The sequence below is a fragment of the Pseudonocardia alni genome, assembly GCF_002813375.1.
GTDB classification, from domain to species: Bacteria; Actinomycetota; Actinomycetes; order Mycobacteriales; family Pseudonocardiaceae; genus Pseudonocardia; species Pseudonocardia alni.
In genome coordinates this window covers 220,835-241,493 of record NZ_PHUJ01000003.1, presented here as the reverse complement: position 1 = coordinate 241,493, position 20,659 = coordinate 220,835, and the positions used below count along the sequence as shown (strand labels likewise).

At 76.2% G+C, this 20,659-nt stretch carries 6 protein-coding genes; 1 reads left to right on the top strand and 5 read right to left on the bottom strand.

Annotated features, from left to right (window positions below; translation table 11 throughout):
• Positions 1 to 31: 31 nt before the first annotated feature.
• From ATL51_RS02340 to ATL51_RS02330, 3 genes are read right to left on the bottom strand one after another with little or no spacing between them, the layout of a single operon-like run.
• Entirely contained in the window at positions 32 to 15,136 is a 15,105-nt protein-coding gene (locus ATL51_RS02340) for a non-ribosomal peptide synthetase (protein ID WP_100877503.1), read from the bottom strand.
• 48 nt (positions 15,137 to 15,184) lie between these two features.
• Complete coding sequence (locus ATL51_RS02335) at positions 15,185 to 15,397, bottom strand: MbtH family protein (protein ID WP_062395825.1); 213 nt, start codon at positions 15,395 to 15,397, stop codon at positions 15,185 to 15,187.
• Between the two features lie 38 nt (positions 15,398 to 15,435).
• Positions 15,436 to 16,818 (bottom strand): lysine N(6)-hydroxylase/L-ornithine N(5)-oxygenase family protein, encoded by a 1,383-nt coding sequence (locus ATL51_RS02330; protein ID WP_073574555.1) that lies wholly within the window; start codon positions 16,816 to 16,818, stop codon positions 15,436 to 15,438.
• A 664-nt stretch (positions 16,819 to 17,482) separates the two neighbouring features.
• Between ATL51_RS02330 and ATL51_RS02325 the strand changes: the two genes are divergently transcribed.
• A complete protein-coding gene (locus ATL51_RS02325; RefSeq protein WP_301548856.1) occupies positions 17,483 to 18,832 on the top strand; it encodes a GGDEF domain-containing protein in 1,350 nt (449 codons plus the stop codon).
• Positions 18,833 to 18,838: 6 nt separating this feature from the next.
• On the opposite strand, the gene ATL51_RS02320 is transcribed toward ATL51_RS02325, so the two are convergent.
• Together ATL51_RS02320 and ATL51_RS02315 are read right to left on the bottom strand one after the other, a co-directional pair.
• On the bottom strand, positions 18,839 to 19,468 hold the full coding sequence (locus ATL51_RS02320) for a TetR/AcrR family transcriptional regulator (protein ID WP_100877501.1): 630 nt from the start codon (positions 19,466 to 19,468) through the stop codon (positions 18,839 to 18,841).
• A 32-nt stretch (positions 19,469 to 19,500) separates the two neighbouring features.
• Complete coding sequence (locus ATL51_RS02315; protein ID WP_100877500.1) at positions 19,501 to 20,652, bottom strand: acyl-CoA dehydrogenase family protein; 1,152 nt, start codon at positions 20,650 to 20,652, stop codon at positions 19,501 to 19,503.
• Positions 20,653 to 20,659 lie beyond the last annotated feature (7 nt).

The following is a 20,659-nucleotide window of genomic DNA, read 5'->3' as shown; positions in this document are numbered from 1 at the left end:
GTCGCACCGCGACCGGCCCCCTCCGTCGTGCTCAGCCCTGCCCGGTCACCTCGCGCAGCGCCGCACCCCACCGCCGGCCGAGGTCGGCGACGACGGCGTCGTCGAACACCGCCACCGGGTGGATCAGGTCGGCGTGCACCCGGGGTCCGTCCACGCCGTCGACGGTGCGGGCGATGACGGTCAGCGGGAACCGCTGACGCATGTCCGGCTCGACGGCGACGTCGAGGACGTCGTCCTCGTCGGCGAAGCCCCAGTCGCGCGGGGCGCGCCGGTCGAACCGGCCCAGGTAGTTGAACTCGATCTCGGGCAGCGGAAGCGGCGCGAGCTCCGCGGCGGTGTCGGGGTTCAGGTGGCGCAGCAGGCCGAATCCGATGCCGTGGTCGGGCTCGCCGTCGAGGTCGGCGACCAGCCGGTCGCGCACCTGCCCGGCGGGTCCGCGCGGGTCGACCGCGACCGGCCGGATCGCGGTGAACCAGCCGACGGTGCGGGACAGGTCCGGTCGCGGCGCGACGGCCTCCTCCTCCCGTCCGTGTCCCTCCATCGCGAGCGGCACGACCCCCTCGGCGGGGGCGCCGTGGTGGCGCGCGAGGCCGGCGACGGCGATCCCGAGCCCGGCGGCCAGTGCCCGGTCCGCACCGGCGGCGAGGACGGCGGCCGACAGGTCCGCGGGCAGCTCCACCGGGTGCACCCGGTTGGTGCCGTGCCGGTCGCGGTCCGGGTCGAAGGGCGTCGCCAGCGGCAGTGCCACCCGCGGTCCGGCCAGGACCGACCGCCACCGGCCGGTCTCGGCGACCCGCTGCGGGCGGGCGGCCTCGGCGGCGAGCATCGACGCCCAGGCGCGGTAGGACACCGGGACCGGCGGCGGCGACGGCTCGCGCCCCGCGTCCTGGGCGGCGACGGCACCGGCGAGATCGTCGAGCAGGATCCGCCACGACACCCAGTCCACGGCGACGTGGGCCACCACCAGCAACAGGCGGCCGGGGGCGTCCGGTCCGGCGTCGAACCAGACCGCCGACAGCATCGTGCCGGAGCCGGGGTCGAGCCGGTCGCGCGCGGCGAGTGCCTCCTCCCCCAGCTGCTCGCGCACCTGGTCGGCGGTGTTCGCCGCGCTGACCGGTACCTCCCGCAGCACCGGGCCGGGCACCGCGGCGGGGACCTCCAGGCCGTCGGCGGTGCGCCGGGCGCGGAGCATGCCGTGCGTGGCGAGCAGCGCGCCCAGGGCGCGGCGCAGCACCGGCCCGGTCAGGCCGGCCGGCGTGCGCACCAGCACCGACTGGTTGTAGCCGGGCGCGTGCGGGTCGACCTCGGTGAGCCAGTCCAGGATCGGGGTGGACCCGACCGGCCCGACGCCGTCGTCGTGGGTGTGGTCGTGCGCGACCGGCTCGGCGACGGTGGCCAGCCCGGCGACCGTGCGCTGCCGGAACACCTGGCGCGGGGTGAGCGCCAGCCCGGCCGCGCGGGCCGCGGACACCAGCCGGATCGCGATGATCGAGTCCCCGCCGAGGGCGAAGAAGTCGTCGTCGGCGCCGACCCGGTCGACGGCCACCAGCTCGGCGACCAGTCCGGCCAGCACCCGTTCCGGACCTTCGGCGGGCTCCCGGCCGCTGCCGGTCGCGGGGGCGGGCTCGGGCAGCGCCCGCTTGTCGACCTTCCCGTTCGGGGTGCGCGGCAGCGGCCCGTCGAGCGCGACGAGGTGCGCCGGGACCATGTGCTCGGGCAGCCGCCCGCGCAGGTGCTCGGCGAGGCCGGCGGGCACCGCTGTGCCGCCGCCCGCCGGGACGACGTAGCCGTCGAGCCGGGTGACCGGGCCCCGCCGTCGTACGACGACCGCGGCCTGCGCGACGTCCGGGTGCGCGGCCAGGACGGCCTCGATCTCGCCGGGCTCGATCCGGTAGCCGCGGATCGTGACCTGGTCGTCGGAACGGCCGAGGAACTCCAGGACCGGCTCGCGGTCGGGGTGCTCGGCGCCGTCGTCGAAGCGCAGCCGGACGCGGTCACCGGTGCGGTACATCCGGGTCCCCGGCTCCCCGAACGGGCAGGCCACGAAGCGGTCCGCGGTGAGAGCGGTGCGCCCCAGGTAGCCGCGGGCCAGCCCGGCCCCGGCCACGTACAGCTCGCCGGGGACGCCGGGCGGAACGGGGGTGAGGGCGTCGTCGAGGACGTAGGTCCGCACGCCCGGGTCGGGGCGCCCGATCGGTGACCGGAACGCGGTGCCCGGCCGCGAGTGCCACAGCGTGGAGTTCACGGTGGCCTCGGTGAGCCCGTAGGCGACGTGCAGGTCCAGGTGCGCGCCCCAGCGGTCGATCAGGTCCGGCGGGACGGCCTCGGTCCCGGCGAGCACCGTCGACCCGGCCGGGAGCGACGCCTCCGGCGGCAGCGCGGTGATCAGTGACGGCGGCAGGATCAGGTGCGTGAGCCGCTGCTCGGCGAAGAACCCGGTCAGCTCGGCCGGGTCGGCGTCGCGGCCGCGCAGCCGCTCCGGGGCGACGACGAGCCGGGCCCCGGAGCACAGCGCCATGCACAGCTCGAACACGAGCACGTCGAAGCCGGGCGCGGAGAACTGCAGGACCCGGGAGTCCGCGGTGAGCCGCATCCGGTCGCGGGCCAGCTCCAGCAGCTCGCCGATGCCGGCGTGCGGCAGGACCGCGCCCTTCGGGCGTCCGGTCGAGCCGGAGGTGTAGATGACGTAGGCGGCGCCCGCCGGGTCGGTGGGCGGGTCCGCCGGGGCCGGGCCCGGCTCCGGAGGCGCCGGGACGAGGTGGGTGACGCCGTCGACGGCGGGCAGCAGGGCCGCGGCGTCGCCGGTCGTCACGACCAGCCGGGTGCCGGAGTCGGTGAGCAGGTACTCCAGCCGCTCGGCGGGCAGGTTGAGGTCCAGCGGCAGGAACGCGCCACCGGCGCGCAGCACCGCCAGCACCGCGACGACCATCTCGACCGACCGCGGCACCGCGACCCCGACGACGGTCTCCGGGCCGACGCCGCGGGCGCGCAGCTCGCGGGCCAGAGCGGCGGTCTCGACGTCGAGCCCGGCGTAGTCGAGCTCGCGGTGCTCGTCGGCGACGGCGACCGCGGTGGGCCGGTCGGCGACGGAGCCGGCGACCATCTCCCACATCGTGCGGGCGGCCGGGACCGGGCCGCCGTCGAGGGCGCGGCGGGCCCGGTCGGCCTCCCCGGCCGCGGCGACGTCGATCCGGCGGACCGGGCGCCGCGGGTCGGCCACGACGGCGCGCAGCACCGTGGTCAGCCGCTCCCCCAGCGCGTGCACGGTCGCGGCGTCGAACAGCTCGGTGCGGTACAGCAGCCGCACCCCCAGCGGTTCCTCCGGCCCGCCGTCGCGGAACTCGACGACCAGGTCGAACTGGGCGCGGGCGGGCGGCTGCGGCTGCTCGCCGACGGTGACACCGGGCAGGACCAGCCCCGACTCGCGGGCGGTGCCACCGGCGCGGTGCACCACCATCACCTGGAACAGCGGGGTGGTGTCGGCGCTGCGGTCCGGGTTGACCGCGCGCACCACCGACTCGAAGGGCACGTCGGCGTGCGCGAACGCCTCCAGGTCGGCGGCCCGGACCCGGTCCAGGACCTCGGTGAACCCGGGGTCGCCGGACAGGTCGGTGCGCAGCACCAGGGTGTTGACGAAGAACCCGACGACGTCCTCCAGTGCCTGGTCGGCGCGGCCCGCGACGGGGGCGCCCAGCGGGATGTCGTCGCCGGCGCCGAGGCGGTGCAGCAGGACCGCGACCGCGGCCCGGGCGAGCATGAAGGTGCTCGCACCGGCGGCGCGCGCCGTGCGGCGCAGCTCGGCGCCGAGCGCGGGGTCGATCGGCACGTCGACCGCGTCGCCCGCCATCGTCGGGGACGCGGGCTCGGGCCGGTCGGTCGGCAGGTCCAGGCGCTCGGGCAGCCCGGCCAGGGTGCGGGTCCAGAACCCGAGCTGGCGGCCCGCGACCGACGACGGGTCGGCCGGGTCGCCGAGCAGCTCCCGCAGCCACAGGGTGTGGTCGGCGTACTGCACCGGCAGCGGGGTGAGGCGGGGCGCGCGGCCCGCGGACCGGGCCGCGTAGGCGGTCGCGAGGTCGGCCAGGAACGGCCGGTCGGACCACTCGTCGGTGGTGACGTGGTGGAGCACGAGGACCAGCACGTGCTCGCCGGTGTCGGACTCGGTGAGCAGCAGCGCCCGGACCGGCAGGTCCGATCCCAGGTCGAACGGGCGCCGGATCTCCGCCGCCACCTCCGCCGGGGTGGCGGCGGCGTCGACGGTGCGGCGCACGAACGGCACCCGGGCCGCCGCGGCGTCGACGACCACCTGGACCGGGACGCCGTCGCCCCCGTCGACGAGCAGGGTGCGCAGCGACTCGTGGCGGGCGACGACGTCGTGCAGCGCCTGCTCCAGTGCGTCGGCGTCCAGGGCTCCGGCCAGCCGGAAGGTGATCGGGAAGTGGTAGGCGCTGTCGCGGCCCGCGTCGGCGTCGAGCCGATCGAGGACCCAGAGCCGGTGCTGCGCCGACGACGCGGGCAGCGGCTCCGGGCGGGGCCGCGGCGCCAGCACGGGGCGGGCAGGACCGCGCTCGGCGCCGGCCGCGTCACCGGCGTCGAGGTGGGCGGCGAGCCGGGCCGGTGTCGGCTCGGTGAACAGGTCGCGGATCGACACCTCGGCCCCGAGCGCGGTGCGCAGCCGGGCGACGATCCGGGTGGCGAGCAGCGAGTGCCCGCCGAGGTCGAAGAAGTCGTCGTCCACGCCGACCTCGTCGAGGCCGAGGACCTCGGCGAACACCGTGCAGAGGGCCTGCTCGGTCGCGGTCTCCGGGGCCCGCGACGGCGCCGCGGCGGCGCGGCCGTCGGGGACGGGCAGCGCGCGGGTGTCGAGCTTGCCGTTGGCGGTCAGCGGCAGCTCGTCGAGCAGCACGAACGCCGACGGCACGAGGTGGTCGGGCAGGGCTGCCCGCAGGTCCTCGCGCAGCACCGGGACCAGCTCGGCGGCGAACCGGGCCGCGGCCGGGTCGGTCGCCTCGGGCGCCGCCGGGTCCCCGGCGCGGTGCAGCCCGACCAGCGGACGGCCCGCCGGATCGGCCTCCACGAGCACGACGTCGAGCACGCCGGGCCCGTCCGGGGACCAGGTCGGCTCGGCGTCGCGGCCGTGCCGGGCGGCGAGGGCGCGCAGCGCGTCGGGCTCCGGGCCGTCGGCCGGGCGGCCCTGCTCGGTCGCGAGCCGCACGTCCGGGACGCCGGTGAGGCGCAGGCCGGTGGTCCCGGCGTCGGCGAGCAGCCGGTCGAGGTCGTCGAGCGAGGACAGGTCGGTGCCCCAGCGCAGGGTGCGGGCCGGGTCGGCGCGGCGCACGTCGGCGCCGGGCAGGTGCAGCTCGACGTCGTAGCGGTGGCGGGTCAGCTCGTTGTGGGCGTCGCCGCGCTTGGCGCGCACCGCGACCTCCGCGCCGAGACCGGCCGCGACCCGGTCGAAGAACGCCGGGGCGAGCAGCAGCTCCTTCTCCAGGGCCAGCGACCGCTCCGCCGCGGCGTCGACCGCGGCGGGGTCGGCCCCGTCGCCGAGCCGGGTCCGGGCGATCGCGGTGTGGAACGCGTGCAGCGTGTCCGGGCGGCGCACGTCCCCGACGACGATCCGGCCACCGGGGGCGAGCAGCTCCGCGGCGCCGGTGAGGACCCGCTCCAGGTAGCCGGCGTCGGGGAAGTACTGCACCACCGAGTTGATCACGACGGTGTCGAAGTGGCCCCGCGGCAGCCCGGACAGGTCGTCGGCGGGCCGGGTGTCGAGCTCGACGTGGCCGTAGCGGGCCGGGTCGTCGGCGAGCGCGGTGCGCAGCGCGGTGATCACCGGCTCGGCGAGGTCGGTGCCGCGGTACTCGGTGGCCTCGGGGGCGAGCGGGCCGAGCAGCAGCCCGGTGCCCACCCCGATCTCCAGCACCCGCTGCGGACTCAGTGCCCGGATCAGGTCGACGGTCGCGGCCCGCCACTGCGACATCTGCGCGAACGGGATGGGATCGCCGGTGTAGGAGGAGTCCCAGCCGGCGTAGTCCTCGGTGGACACCGCGACCGGGATCCGGGAGTACTCCTCGGAGTAGATCGCGCGCCACTCGTCGACGGCGCCGGCGGCGGTGGCCGCGCGGTCGGCCTCGTCGGGGGCGGCGGGGACGACGTAGCCGACCAGCCGGAGCGACCCGCCGTCCGGGGCGGGGACCGGGACGACCGCCGAGCGCGACACCAGCGGGTGCCGGTCGAGGCGGGCGGTGACCTCTCCGGGCTCGACGCGGTGCCCGCGGATCTTCACCTGGTCGTCGGTGCGGCCCAGGAAGTCGAGCAGCCCGCCGGTGCCGGGGCGGCGCCGGACCAGGTCACCGGTGCGGTACATCCGCCCGCCCGGGCTCCACGGGTCGGCGACGAACCGCTCGGCGGTCAGCGCGAACCGGTCGAGGTAGCCGCGGGCCAGGCCGTCGCCGGCGATGTACAGCTCACCGGCGACGCCGTCGGGCACCGGGCGCAGCCACGGGTCCAGGACGTGCGCGACGGTGTTGCTGATCGGCGTCCCGACCGCCGGGGTGGCCGAGTCCGCGGTCCCGGTGCCGAGGGTGTTGATCGTGTACTCGGTGGGGCCGTAGAGGTTGTAGCCGAGCACGCCGTCGGCATCGCGCAGGGTCGACCAGACGGCGTCGGACACGGCCTCGCCGCCGAGCAGCACCAGCGGCATCGGGCGCCGGGCGAGCAGCCCGGTCTCCAGCAGCGCCGCCGCGTAGGTCGGGGTCACGTTGACGACGTCGACCTCGTGGGTGTCGCAGTAGGACACCAGCCGGTGCGCGTCGCGGCGCAGCTCCTCATCGGCCACGTGCACCTCGTGCCCCTCGACCAGCCAGAGCAGCTCCTCCCAGCTCATGTCGAACGCGAAGGACACGGTGTGCGCGACCCGCATCCGGGCGTCGGGCCCACGGCGGGCGCGGACCTCGGCGACCACCGGGTCGAAGATCTCGCGGCGGTGGTTGAGCTGCATGTTCGTCAGCCCCCGGTACGGGGTGACGACGCCCTTGGGCCGCCCGGTGGAGCCGGAGGTGTAGATGACGTAGGCGGGCAGGTCGAGCCGTGCCGGGTTCCCGCGGGCGAAGCTGCCCAGCTCGGCGTCGGGGATCGGGCCGGGGTCCAGTGCGGCGCGCTCGGCCGCGACGGCCGGGTCGTCCAGCGCGACCGTGGGCACACCGGCGTCGGCCAGGGCCGGGGCGACCGCGGTCGTGGTGAGCACCGCGACCGGGCGGGAGTCGCGCAGGGTCTCGACCAGCCGGGCCGCGGGGTGGTCCAGCTCCAGCGGCAGGTACGCCGCGCCCGCGCGCAGCACCGCGAACAGCGCGACGACGGTCTCGGCGGAACGCGGCAGCCCCAGCGCGACGACGGTCTCCGGCCCGGCGCCGCGGGCGCGCAGCAGCCGCGCGGTGCGGTTCACCGCCGCGTCCAGCTCGGCGTAGGTGAGCCGCACGTCCCCGGCGACGACGGCGAGGTCGTCGTGGGCGAGCGCGGCCCGGTCGGCGAGCAGGTCGGCGACCGTCGCGGTGCCGGTGTCGACCCGGCGCCCGGTGCGGTGCGCCTCGACCTCGGTGCGCTCGTCGTCGCCGAGCGGGTCGATCCGCGCGACCGGGGAGTCGGGGGCGTCGAGCAGACCGTGCAGGACGCGGCGCACCCGCTCGACCCAGCGGGCCGCGGACCGCTCCCCGACGGTGTGCGACAGGGTCAGCCGGAACCGCTCGCCGGGGGTGACCGCCAGGGTCAGTGCGTAGTGCGTGGTGTCGGTGCTGGTCAGGTCGGTGATGCCGTGCCGGGCGCCGAGGTCGGCGACCCGCTGCTCACCGCCCTCGGGGCGGTAGACGAACAGCGTGTCGAACAGCGTCCGGTGCCCGGAGACCTGCTGGATCTCCCCCAGCCCGACGGTCTCGTGCCCCAGCAGCGCGAGCCGCTCGGCCTGCACCCGGGCGAGCAGCTGCGCGCCGGTCTCGCCGGGGCGCAGCGCGACCCGGGCGGGCACGGTGTTGAGGAACAGCCCGATCACGTTCTCCACGTCGGGCACGGTCGCGGGCCGCCCGGCGACCGAGGTGCCGAACACGACGTCGTCGCGGCCGGTGCCGGCGGCCAGGGCCAGCGCCCAGACCGTGGAGAGCACGGTGTTGGGGGTGACCGCGGTGATTCGGGCCAGCTCCCGCAGCCGCGCCGAGGTGTCCGCGTCGAGGTCGAGGTGGGTCTCGGCGACCTCCCGCGGGCCCGCGGCGGGGACCGGCGCGGTGAGGGTGGGCTCGTCGAGCCCGGCGAGTGCGTCCCGCCAGGCGGCCCGGCCGGGCTCCGGGTCGCGGGCGGCGATCCAGGCCAGCAGGTCGTCGTAGCCGCCGCCGGGAGCCGGGGGCGGCGACCCGGCGTAGGTGTCGAACAGCCCCTCCAGGAACAACCAGGCCGACCAGCCGTCCCAGATCAGCAGGTGACGGTGGATCAGCAGCCGGTCGCGGCCGTCGCCGCGCAGCACGGTGATCCGGAACAGCGGCGGGGCGCTCAGGTCGAACGGCGCGGTCCGGTCGGCGGCGGTGAGCCGGTCCCGTTCCGCCTGCGAACCGGTGTGCACCAGACGGACCGGCGGGGCCGGGTCGGCGGCGACGAACTGCACCGGCCCGTCGAGGCCGTCGGCGGTGAACCCGGCACGCAGCGTGGGGTGGCGGCGCAGCATCGCGGTCACCGCGTCGCGCAGCCGGTCGAGGTCGATCTCGTGGTCGAGCTCGACGGTCTCCTGCACGGTGTAGGCGTCACCGGCTGCGGTGACGGTGCCCGCGGTGCCGTCGAGGGTGGCGTGGAAGTAGAGGCCCTCCTGCAGCGGGGACAGCGGCCAGACCCGTTCGACGTCGTCGCCGGCGATCTCCCGCACCCGGGCGAGGACGGCCGGGTCGGGGTCGGGCAGCGGCGGTACCGGCTCGGCGGCCGTCCCGGCCCGACCGGCGACGGCGGCCGGGGTGCGCCCGGCCAGCACGTCGCCGGGCCCGACGTCCAGCCCGGCCCGTCGCGCCCGCGAGGACACCGCGATGGAGGTGATGGAGTCCCCGCCGAGGGCGAGGAAGTCGTCGTCGGGGCCGACCCGGTCGCGGCCCAGGACCTCGGCGAACGCCGCGCACAGCACGCGCTCGAACTCGGTGGCGGGCTCGCGGTCCGACCCGCCCGCGGCGACGTCCGGGGCGGGCAGCGCGGCCTGGTCGAGCTTGCCGTTGGGGGTCAGCGGCATCTGCTCCAGCACGACGACCGCGGCGGGCACCATGGCCTCGGGCAGCACCCGGGCCAGCGCGGCGCACAGCCCGTCGCCGTCGGGAGCGGCGCCGGCGGCGGGCACGACGTAGCCGACCAGCGACGGGGACGGCCCGTCCCGGCGGACGACGACCGCCGCGCGGCCGACCCCGTCGGTCGCGGCGAGCACCGCCTCGACCTCACCCGGCTCGATGCGCTGCCCGCGGATCTTCACCTGGCCGTCGGAGCGGCCGAGGTAGACCAGCTCGCCGTCGACGCGGCGCACGACGTCGCCGGTGCGGTAGAGCCGCTCCCCCGCCGCGCCGAGCGGGTCGGCGACGAAGCGGTCCGCGGTCAGCCCGGGGCGCGCGTGGTAGCCCCGCGCCAGCTGCACGCCGCCGAGGTACAGCTCGCCGGGGACCCCGTCGGGGACCGGGCGCAGGCAGGCGTCCAGGACGTGGGTGCGGGTGTTCGCGACCGGCACGCCGATCGGGACGACGGCGCCCGGGTCGGCGGCGACGGTGTGCGCGGTGACGTCGACGGCGGCCTCGGTGGGCCCGTAGAGGTTGTGCAGCGCCACCCCGGTCAGCGCGTGCCAGCGCCGGGCCGCGGCCGCGGACAGCGCCTCGCCGGAGCAGAACACCCGCCGCAGCGTGGCCGCCCACCGCGGGTCGGCGACGACCTGCTCGGCGGCGAGGAAGCCCTCCAGCATCGAGGGCACGAAGTGCAGCGTGGTGATCCGCTCGTCGCGGACCAGCCGCGCCAGGTACTCGGGGTCGCGGTGCCCGCCGGGGGCGGCGAGCACCACGGTCGCGCCGGTCGAGGGGGCCCAGAAGAACTCCCACACCGACACGTCGAACCCGGCGGGGGTCTTCTGCAGCACCCGGTCGTCGGCGGTGAGCGGGTACGCGTCCTGCATCCAGTCGAGCCGGTTGCCGATGGCGCGGTGGCTGACCACGACGCCCTTGGGCCGCCCGGTCGAGCCGGAGGTGTAGATCAGGTAGGCGGCGTCGTCGGGGTCCGGGTCGGGCAGCGCGGCGGGCACCGGGCCGTCGGCGAGCTCGGCGACGGCGAGGCGGCGCACCCCGGGCAGGTCGGGCAGCGGGTCGGTGCCCGCGGGCACCAGCACGGTGTCGACGCCCGCGTCGGCGGCGGTGAACGCGATCCGCTCCGCCGGATGCTCCGGGTCCAGCGGCAGGTACGCCGCCCCGGCGCGGACGACGCCGAGCAGCGCGACCATCAGCTCGGTCGAGCGCGGCACGGCGATCCCGACGACGCTGCCCGGTCCGGCACCGCGCTCGCGCAGCGCCCCGGCCAGCGCGGCCGAGCGGCGGTCCAGCTCGGCGGCGGTGAGCGTCCCGTCCGGTGCGACGACGGCGGTGCGGCCGGGGTCGGCGGCCAGCCCGTCGGCGACCCGGCGGGCCAGGGTCCGCGGGTCGGCGGCCCGCTCGGGGCCGTGCACACCCTGCTCGGGACGGGTGCGCAGCGGCAGCGCGGCGATCGTGCGCTGCGGGCCGGTGACCAGCGCGGTCAGGGTGCGCTCGAACATCTCGAGCAGCAGGCCCGCGGTGGCGTCGTCGACGCGGGCGGTGTCGTGCTTGAGCACGACGGAGGTCTCCCGGCCCGGCCGCACGACCAGCGCGAGCGGGTAGTGCACCGCGTCGCGCACCTCCACCCCGGTGACCAGGCCGTTCGCGGTCTGCTCCGCGGCGTAGTTCTCGATCACCACGATGGAGTCGAACAGCTCCCCGCGGCCGCGCTGCAGCTCCGCGAGCCGGACCTGCGGGTGGTCGAGGACGGCGGTGCGGCCGTCCTGCATCCGGCGCAGCGGCGCGGCCGGCGGCTCTCCGGGCGCCCAGCGCATCCGCACCGGGACGGTGTTGACGAACAGCCCGACGGCCTCGCCGATGCCGTCGACGGCGGCGTCGCGGCCGGACACGGTGCTGCCGACGAGCACGTCCCGGCTGCCGGTGAGCGCGCCGACGGTGAGGGCCCAGGCGGTGTGCAGCACCGTCGACGGGGTGACGCCGCGGGCGCGGGCGGCGCGGTCGAGGGCGGCGGTCGCGCCGGCGTCGAGGGTCAGTGCGCGCTGGGCGTGCGGCCGGTCCCCGCCGTCCGGGCGGGTCCGCGGGGCGGGGAGGGCGTCGAGCAGCCGGACCGGTTCGGCGCCGGCGAGCTCCGCGTCCCACACGGCGCGGGCGGCCGCCCGGGCGTCGCCGGTGTCGAGGGCGGTGAGGTGGTCGAACCAGGCGCGCAGCCGCTGTTCGGCGCGGGCGCGCGGCCCGCCGGGGTCCTGCGGGGTACCGGCGGCCCGGGCGGCGTGGGCCTGCTCCAGCTCGGTGACCAGCAGCGCCACCGACCACCCGTCGAGGACGGCGTGCTGGAAGGTCAGGGCGAGGCGGGTGCGGCCGTCGTCGTGCAGCAGCGCGGCGCGCAGCAGCGGCGGGCGGGCGAGGTCGAACGGGCGGGCCCGCTCGGCGTCGAGCACGGCGGCCGGGTCGGTGCCGCGCACGTCGTGCTCGGTCCACGGCAGCGTGACGCGGTCGGCGACGCCCTGGACGACGCGGCCGTCGGCGCGCTGGGCGAACCCGGCGCGCAGCTGCGGGTGCCGGTCGAGCAGGTCGGACAGCGCGGCGCGCAGGGTGCCCGGGTCGACGTCGGCGGGCAGGTCGAGGACCTCCTGCACGACATAGGAGGTGTCGGCCGGGTCGAGCGCGGCGTGGAAGAAGAAGCCCTCCTGCAGCGGGGACACCGGCCCGGCGAGGGTGACGGGGCCGAGCACGGCGGCCGCGGCGTCGTCGAGGACGGTCGTGTCGGGCCCGGTGGGCGCGGCGACGGAATGGTGCTCGGTCACGAGCGGCGCGAGCTCGGCGACGGTGCGGTGGGTGAAGACCTGCCGCGGGGTGACCAGCAGGCCGGACTCGCGGGCCCGCACGACCAGCCGGATCGACAGGACCGAGTCGCCGCCGAGGGCGAAGAAGTCGTCGTCGACGCCGAAGCCGGGCACCCCGAGGACCTCCGACACGAGGTCGCAGAGCAGCGCCTCGCGTGGTGTGCCGGGACGGGTGCCGCGGACCTGCGCGGACAGGTCGGGGGCGGGCAGCGCGGCCCGGTCGGTCTTGCCGTTGGCCAGTACCGGCACCGACGGCAGCGGGACGACGGCGGCGGGCACCATCCAGTCCGGGAGCCGGTCGCGCAGGTGCTCGCGCAAGGCGCCGACCAGGGCGTCGACGTCCCGGAACGGGGCCGGGCGGTGGAACGCGGGGCCGGTCGGGTCCGTGCTCGCGCGGTGCAGCGGGCCGGGGTCGACGCCGGGCCGGGAGAACAGCAGCTCGACCGTCGCCCCGGTGCCCCAGGTGCCCTCGGCCGTGTAGCCGAGGGACTCGCCGAGGGCCAGCAGCTCCTCGGGGTCGGCGCCGGCGGGCGGTTCGGGCTCGCCGTCGATGCGGGCGCGGGTGGCGCGGTCGGCGGCCGAGCGCAGGTCGGGGACCCCGACCACGCGCACCACGTCCGCGCCGGCACGGGCCGCGCCGTCAGGGTCACGGCCCGCGGCCGGGCCGCTGTCGCCCGCCGGGCCGGGCCCGGCGCCCAGCGCGGCACGCAGGGCGTCGGTGAGCGCGACCGGGTCGGCCCCGACCGCCTCCCAGTCGAGGACGAGCGGCGCGGTCGCGGGATCGGGCCGCGCGGCGGCGCCGGGCCGGAGCACGACGTCGTAGCGGTAGCGCGAGAGCTCGTCGTGCGCGCGGGCCCGCTTGATCCGGATGCTGCTCGCGTCGAACCCGTCGAGGGCGGTGAAGAACCGCGGCGCGCAGAGCAGCTCGCCCTCCCAGGCGACGGCGCCGTCGAGGGCGCGGCGCAGCTCGGCGGGCTCGGCGTCGGGCCGCCGGGCGGCGACGACCCCGGCGCGGAAGGTGCGCAGCAGCCCGGCGTGCCGGACGTCGCCGACGACGATCGCGCCGCCCGGGGCGAGCAGCGCCGCGGCCCGGGTCAGCACGTCGGTCAGGTACTCCGGGCCCGGGAAGTACTGGGCGACGGAGTTGATCACGATGGTGTCGAAGGGACCGGTGATGCCGTCGAGCTCGTGGGCGGCGGCGGGGGCCAGCTCGACGCGCCCGCGCAGCTCGGGGCGGGTCGCGACCCACCGCGACAGCGCGGCGACGGCCTCGGCGGACACGTCGGTGCCGACGTAGCGGGGACAGTCCGGGGCCAGCTCCGCGAGCAGCAGACCGTTGCCGACGCCGAGCTCCAGGACCCGGCCGGGGCCGAGCTCGCGGATCCGGGCGACGGTGGCGTCGCGCCAGGCCTGCATGTCCGCGCGCGGGATGGGGGTGCCGTCGTAGGTGGAGTTCCAGCCGGCGAAGCCGCCCTCGTAGCCGGTGGGGTCGCCGTCGTCGGCGGAGGTGGCGGCGTAGAGCAGCTCGTGGACGTCGCGCCAGTCGGCGACGCGCTCGGCACCGTCGTCGGCGGGGGTGTCCCCGGCGGTCGCGGGGACGACCCACGCGGTGAGACGCCGGTCCCCCGGCGCGGCCTCGTGCACGCCGACGACGGCCTCGGCGACGTGGGGGTGGGCCCGCAGCGCCGACTCGATCTCGCCGGGCTCGATCCGGTAGCCGCGGACCTTGAGCTGGTCGTCGACGCGGCCCAGGAACTCGAGCTCGCCGCGCTCGTCGACGCGCACGAGGTCGCCGGTGCGGTAGAGCCGCCCGCCCGCGGGCCCGAACGGGTCGGCGACGAACCGCTCCGCGGTCAGGCCCGGCTTGTTCAGGTAGCCCCGGGCCAGACCGGGGCCGCCGAGGTAGAGCTCGCCCTGCTCGCCGTCCGGGACCGGCGCCAGGTCGGGGCCCAGCACGTACGCGTCGGTCATCGGGTCGGCGACCCCGATCGGCACCACCGGCCCGGTCCGCGCCGGGTCGCACCGGCCCAGCGTGGAGTTGACGGTGACCTCGGTCGGACCGTAGGCGTTGAACATCGTCCGGCCCCGTGCCCAGCGCGCGACCAGCTCCGGGGACACCCGCTCGGTACCGGCGAGCAGGGTCGCCGGGGGCAGCGTGACGTCCGGGCCCAGCGCGGCGAGCAGCGCGGGCGGGAGCACCATCACCGTCACCGCGTGCTCGTGGGCGTAGTCGGCCAGCTCGGGCACCGGCAGCCGCAGCTCCGAGGGCACCACGACCAGCCGCCCGCCGGAGAGCAGTGCCATGCACAGCTCCCAGAACGCGACGTCGAAGCCGGTCGAGGCGAACCCGAGGATCCGGTCGTCCGCGCCGAGCCCGAGCCGCTCGGTCTGGGTGGCGACGAGCTGGGTGACACCGCTGTGGGTCAGCACGACGCCCTTGGGCCGCCCGGTGGAGCCGGAGGTGTGGATGACGTAGGCGGCGCCGAGGACGTCGACGTCGGGCACCGGGGCGACCGGCGCGGCGGCGATCGCCGCCCGATCGGCGTCGTCGTCGAGCAGCACGGTCGGGGTCCCGTCGGGCAGCGGCAGCTCGGCGGCGACACCGGCCGTGCTCAGCACGACGGCCGGGCGGGCGTCGTCGAGCACCAGCGCGGTCCGCGCCGGCGGCTGGTCCGGGTCGACCGGCAGGTACGCCGCGCCCGCACGCAGGATCGCCACCTGCGCGACGACGAGGTCCACCCCGCGCGGTACGGCGAGCGCGACCAGCCCCTCCGGTCCCGCGCCGCGCCCGCGCAGCACCGACGCGAGGCGCCCCGCCCGCTCGTCGAGCCCGGCGTAGGTGAGCTGCTCGCGGCGCTCCCCCGAGCCGCACTGCACCGCCACGGCGTCCGGCGTGGCCGCGACCTGCCGGGCGAACAGCTCCGGCCAGGTCGCGAGCGCACCGTCCGGCAGCGGTCCCGGGCGCGGGTCGGACGGGGACGGCAGCGTGCGGGTCACGGGAGGCGCTCCAGGGGTGGTGGTGCAGGACGGGCGGTGTGGGACGGGTCAGCCGGCAGCGCGTTCGCGCAGGCTGCGCGGCCGCAGGTCGGTCCAGTGCGTCTCGACGAAGGACAGGCACGACGGCTTGTCGGCCGGCCCGTGCTCGACCGTCCAGCCGGCGGGGACCTCGGCGAACGCGGGCCACAGCGAGTACTGGCCCTCGTCGTTGACCAGCGCGTAGAAGCTGCCCTCGGGGTCGTCGAAGGGGTTCGTGGACATGGCTCTCCCTGGGATCGGCGGAACGGGTGGGGTCGCGCTCAGACGACGACGGGCGTCGGCGCCGTCGACGGCACGGGGGCGCCGGTCAGCGAGGCGACGACCTCGCCGGACCGGACCGCGATGTTGGACAGCAGGGTCGAGGTGATGCCGTGCGTGTGCTCGGTCGGCCCCTGCAGGTAGAAGCCGGCCCGCACCGCGGTGCCGTCGGCCAGCGCGGTGGTGCCGAGCCGGTAGTCGCGGTGCACGTCGAGCCGGCCGCGGGCGTCGCGGGCGCAGGCCTCGTCGAGGCCGCCGGACAGCAGCCACAGCGGGTCGGCGGGGCGGTAGCCGGTCGCGTAGACGACGGCGTCGGCGGTGATGACCTCGCGCGAGCCGTCGATCAGCGACTCCACGGCCAGCTCCACCCGGTCCCCGACGTCGACGACGTCGGCCACCCGCGACACGTTGCGGAAGCGCAGGCGCTCGGTCCCGGCGACCCGCTCGTGGTAGTGGGTGCGGTAGAGGCCCTCGATGAGCTCCGGGTCGACCACGGAGTAGTTGGTGTTCGCGTGGTAGCCGAGGATGCGGTCCTTGACCTCGTCCGGCGCGGTGTAGAAGTCGTCGACGGCGGCCGGGTCGAAGATCCGGTTGGCGAAGGAGGTGTCGTCGGCGGGGCTGTAGCCGTAGCGGGCGAACACCGCGTGCACCTCGGCGGTCGGGAAGGTGCGGTGCAGGTGCTCGACGGTCTCGGCGGCGCTCTGTCCGGCGCCGACGACGGCGAAGCGGGTCGGCTCGGTCCCGGCGAGCTCGCGGGTGCGGAACAGCAGGTCGCGGTTGTGCCAGACGCGACCGCCCATGGTGATCCCGCGCGGCAGGACGGGGGTGAGCCCGCAGGCGAGGACGACGTTGCGGGCGCGCAGGCGCTCCACCCGGTCCCCGGTGCGGACGACGACGTCGACGAGCTCCACGCCGTTCCCGCCGCGGACCGGCTCGATCTCGAGGACCTCGCTGCCGTAGTCGACCGTCACCGCCGACCCGGCGGCCGCGCTGATCTCCCCCACCCGTGCCGCGGCCCACTCCAGGTAGTCGTGGAACTCGCGGCGGGTCGGGAACGACGAGCCGTAGTTGATGAAGTCGGCGAGCCGGTCCCGGTCGTGGAGGTAGGACAGGAAGGAGAAGCCGCTGGTCGGGTTCCGCAGCGTGACCAGGTCCTTGAGGTGCGAGACCTGCATGGTCGCGTCCTCGAGCAGCATCCCGCGGTGCCAGCCGAACCGCTCCTGGCGCTCGACGAAGCGGGCGCTCACCCGCGCGTCGGCGGGGACCGTCGCGTTGTGCTCGAGCAGGGCGATGGCGATGCCGAGGTTCGACGGCCCGAACCCGACCCCCACCACGTCGAGTACCTCCGGGGTGGAGTGGGGGTTCGCGTTCGCGGGGTTCGCCATCACTGTCCTCTCGTAGCTTCGGCACGCCTCAGATAAGGCGAGGCTAACTGCAACACGAAAGTGGAGGTCCCGCCTAGGGGGTGATCGCCGGGGCCCGGCCCCGAGGGACCGTCCGCACTGGTCAGCGCCGCGACGTGACGCAGGTGTCACCCATTGGGAGTACAAGGCGCAACGGTGCACGCACCGCCACACGAGGGTGTCGCATGTCCCGCCCGCGCGTCATCAGATCTGATGAGAGGGCCTCGCGGGCCACCCGGGGCGTGAGCGCGCCGGCCGGTGGCACCCCCGGCCGCGCGACGGCGCGGAACGGCGGCGCCGCGCGGGACGACCGAGTGTCCCGCGCGGCGCCGATGACGGTTCACCAGTCCCAGTTGCGCACGAGCGATCCCCCCTCGACCGGAGTGCTTCTTCCCGTCCCGGAACGGACGCCGTTGCGCTCCGCACGTGAGGACGCACGGCGTGCTCCACGATCGAGTGATGACGTGGCCAGAGTAAGCGACGGACAACGCTCCGTCACGATTTAACGTGGACCTGAGGCGTTCGCCGTCGGTTCCGGGCCGTTCGGCGCGGATTCCGGCCACCGGGGGACGAACGGCAAAGGCTTGCCTTACCCGCGGGTAGCCTCGGTCCATCCCCTGACGCAGCCGACGAACAGGCAGACGACGTGACCTCTGGCCCGGTGGCACCGCACCCGGCCGGTCGCCGCCGTCGTGCGCCGGACGCCCGGTCGCTGCTCGGCCTGCCGCTGCGCCCGCTGCTGCTGGTCCTGGTCGTGGAGACCGCCGCGGTGGCCGCGGTCGTCGCGGGCCTGCTCACCGGGGACCCGCCGGTACGGACCGAGGTGCTGCTCTGCGGGCTGCTGGTGCTGGTGGCCGCGGTGCACACCGAGCTGTCGGTCAACGCCGAGCGCCTGCGGCGCCGGATCGCCGCGACCCGCTACATCAACATGACCTCGGTGTGGACCTTCGCGGCCGCGCTGCTGCTGCCGCCGGGGCTCGCCACGGTCGTCGTCGTCGTCAACTACCTGCACCTCTACCTGCGGGTGGCCCGCCCGAGCGGCACGCCGCCGCACCGCCAGGTCTACAGCGCGGCCACGGTGCTGCTCGCCGTGCACGCCGTCGCGGGGCTGCTCGCGCTGGTCGACGGCCGGGCCGGGGCGCCGGCGACCCCGCAGAACGCGGCGCTGGTGCTGGGCGCGCTGGTCGCCTACACGGCGGTGAACACGCTCCTGATCGTGTCGGTGCTGCGGCTGACCGCACCGGGCTCGCGGTTCCTCACGATCCTGCTGGGCGGCGACATCGGCCTGGAGCTGGCGACGCTGTCGATCGGTGGGCTGGTCGCGGTCGTGCTCGCCAACACCTCCCCCTGGTTCGCGTTGCTCGCGGTGCTGCCGCTGCTCGTCGTCGAGCAGACCACCCTGGTGCGGCAGCTGGAGGCGCAGGTCGACACCGACGCCAAGACCGGGCTGCTCAACCCGGCGGCGTGGCGCTGGCGCAGCCGGCAGATGCTGGAGCGCGACACGCGTACCGACCGGGCCGCCGCGGTGCTGATCCTCGACCTCGACCACTTCAAGGCGGTCAACGACCGGTACGGCCACCTGGCGGGCGACGACGTGCTCCAGGCCGTCGCCGACGTCCTCACCGCCGAGGTCCGCGACCAGGACCTGGCCGGCCGGTTCGGCGGCGAGGAGTTCGTGGTCGCGCTCGGCGGGATGCGCACCGACGACACCCCGGCCGCCCGCGCCCGCGAGGTCGCCGAGCGGATCCGGCGGGGCGTGCGTGCGCTGCAGGTCGACACCGCGACAGCCGGGCTGGTCACCGGGCTGTCGGTGTCGGTCGGGGTCGCGACGACGCCCGACCACGGCACGGACCTCGACGGCCTGCTGGCCGCCGCGGACGCCGCGCTCTACGAGGCCAAGCACGCGGGCCGCGACCGGGTGGCGGTCCGGCGCCCCGCACCGCCGGTCGCCGCCGAGGGCGCGACGCCGCCGTTCGGGCTGAGCTTCGGCACCTGAGCCGGGTCACGGCCCCAGCAGCACCCGCGCCAGGTCCTTCCACTGGGGCAGCATCGCGTCGCCCGCGGGGTCGCGCGGGTCGAAGGTGTAGGTCAGCGCGGTCCCCCGCATGGAGGTGAGCAGCAGGTCGCGCAGCTGCTTGAACCGCGGGCGGTCCGCCAGCTCTTCGCCGAACATGCGGGCCATCGACGCGCGGATCGCCGCACCGAGCCGCTTCTCCTCGGGACGCAGCGCCTCGGCGATCTCGGAGTTGGACCGGGCCGCGGTCCACAGCTCCACCGCCGCCCAGAAGTGCGGCTCGGAGAAGCTCTCCCACAGCAGCTCGATGACCCGGTCGGCGCGTTCGAACAGGCCGACCTGGTCGGCGTCGAGCACCCGTCGCACGCGTTCCTCGGTGTCGGCGACGCGTTTGACCGCGAGGTGCTGCGCCGCCGCGACCAGCAGCCGGTCCCGGCTGGGGAAGTGGTGCAGCAGCCGGCCGCGCGAGACGTCGGCGGCCGACTGGATGGTCAAGGTCGTGGATCCGGAGTAGCCGCCGTCGATGAGGCAGGCGACGGCGGCGTCCAGGATCCGGGCGCGGCTGTCCGAGGACCGCTGCGCCCGGCTCCTGACCACCGGAGTGGGTTCGGTGTTCATGATGTGGTCATGATCGCCTGTCGGTCATCGGCTCAGAGTCCCAGACCCCGGCCGATCACCTCCTTCATGATCTCGGTGGTGCCGCCGTAGATCCGGGTGATGCGGGCGTCGGCGTAGGCCTTGGAGACCGGGTACTCGCTCATGTAGCCGTAGCCGCCGTGCAGCTGCAGGCAGCGGTCGGCGACCCGGCCCTGCAGCTCGGTGCACCAGTACTTCGCCTTCGACGCGTCGACGGCGGTGAGCTCGCCCGCGTTGAGCGCGCGGACGCAGTCGTCGACGTAGTGCTCGGCGAGGTCGATCTCGGTGTCCATCTCGGCCAGGGCGAACTTCGAGTTCTGGAACGAGCCCACCGGCGAGCCGAAGGCCTTGCGCTCCTTGACGTAGGCGAGGGTCCCGTCGAGCACCGCCCGGGCCGCCGCCGCACCGGCGATCGCGATCGACAGCCGCTCCTGGGGCAGCTTCTCGACCAGCTGGACGAAGCCCTTCCCCTCCTCGGGCCCGAGGAGGTTCTCCACCGGGACCTTCACATCGGTGAAGGACAGCTCCGCGGTGTCCTGGGCGTGCATCCCGAGCTTGTCGAGGTTGCGGCCCCGCTCGAAGCCCTCCATCCCGCGCTCGAGCACGAGCAGACTCATGCCCTTGTGCTTCTGCGACGGGTCGGTCTTGACCGCGACGACGATCAGGTCGGCGTTGATCCCGTTGGTGATGAAGGTCTTCGCACCGTTGACGACGTAGTGGTCGCCGTCGCGGATCGCGGTCGTCGACATCGACGCCAGGTCCGAGCCGATACCCGGTTCGGTCATGGCGATGGCGAGGATCGTCTCGCCGCTGACGACGCCCGGCAGCCAGCGCTGTTTCTGCTCGTCGGTGCAGTAGGTGAGCAGGTAGGGCAGCACGATGTCGTTGTGCAGGGTCAGGCCGAGGCCGGACCCTGCGGCGCCGACACGCAGCAGCTCCTCGCTGATGACGGCGTTGAAACGGAAGTCCTGGACCCCGCCGCCGCCGAACTCCTCGGGCGCGTCGATGCCCAGGAAGCCGTTCGCACCGGCGGTGGTGAACAACTCCCGCGCGACGGCGCCGTCACGTTCCCACTGCGCCTCGTGCGGGACGATCTCCTTCTCGACGAAGGCGCGGAACGCCTCCCGGAAGTCCTGGTGGTCGGACTCGTAGAGCGTGCGCTTCACGGCGCCC

Bases quoted from the DNA above. Each gene is read 5' to 3' on its own strand.
- ATL51_RS02335 (WP_062395825.1), bottom strand. From the start codon at position 15,397: ATGTCCACGAACCCCTTCGACGACCCCGAGGGCAGCTTCTACGCGCTG.
- ATL51_RS02330 (WP_073574555.1), bottom strand. From the start codon at position 16,818: ATGGCGAACCCCGCGAACGCGAACCCCCACTCCACCCCGGAGGTACTC.
- ATL51_RS02320 (WP_100877501.1), bottom strand. From the start codon at position 19,468: ATGAACACCGAACCCACTCCGGTGGTCAGGAGCCGGGCGCAGCGGTCC.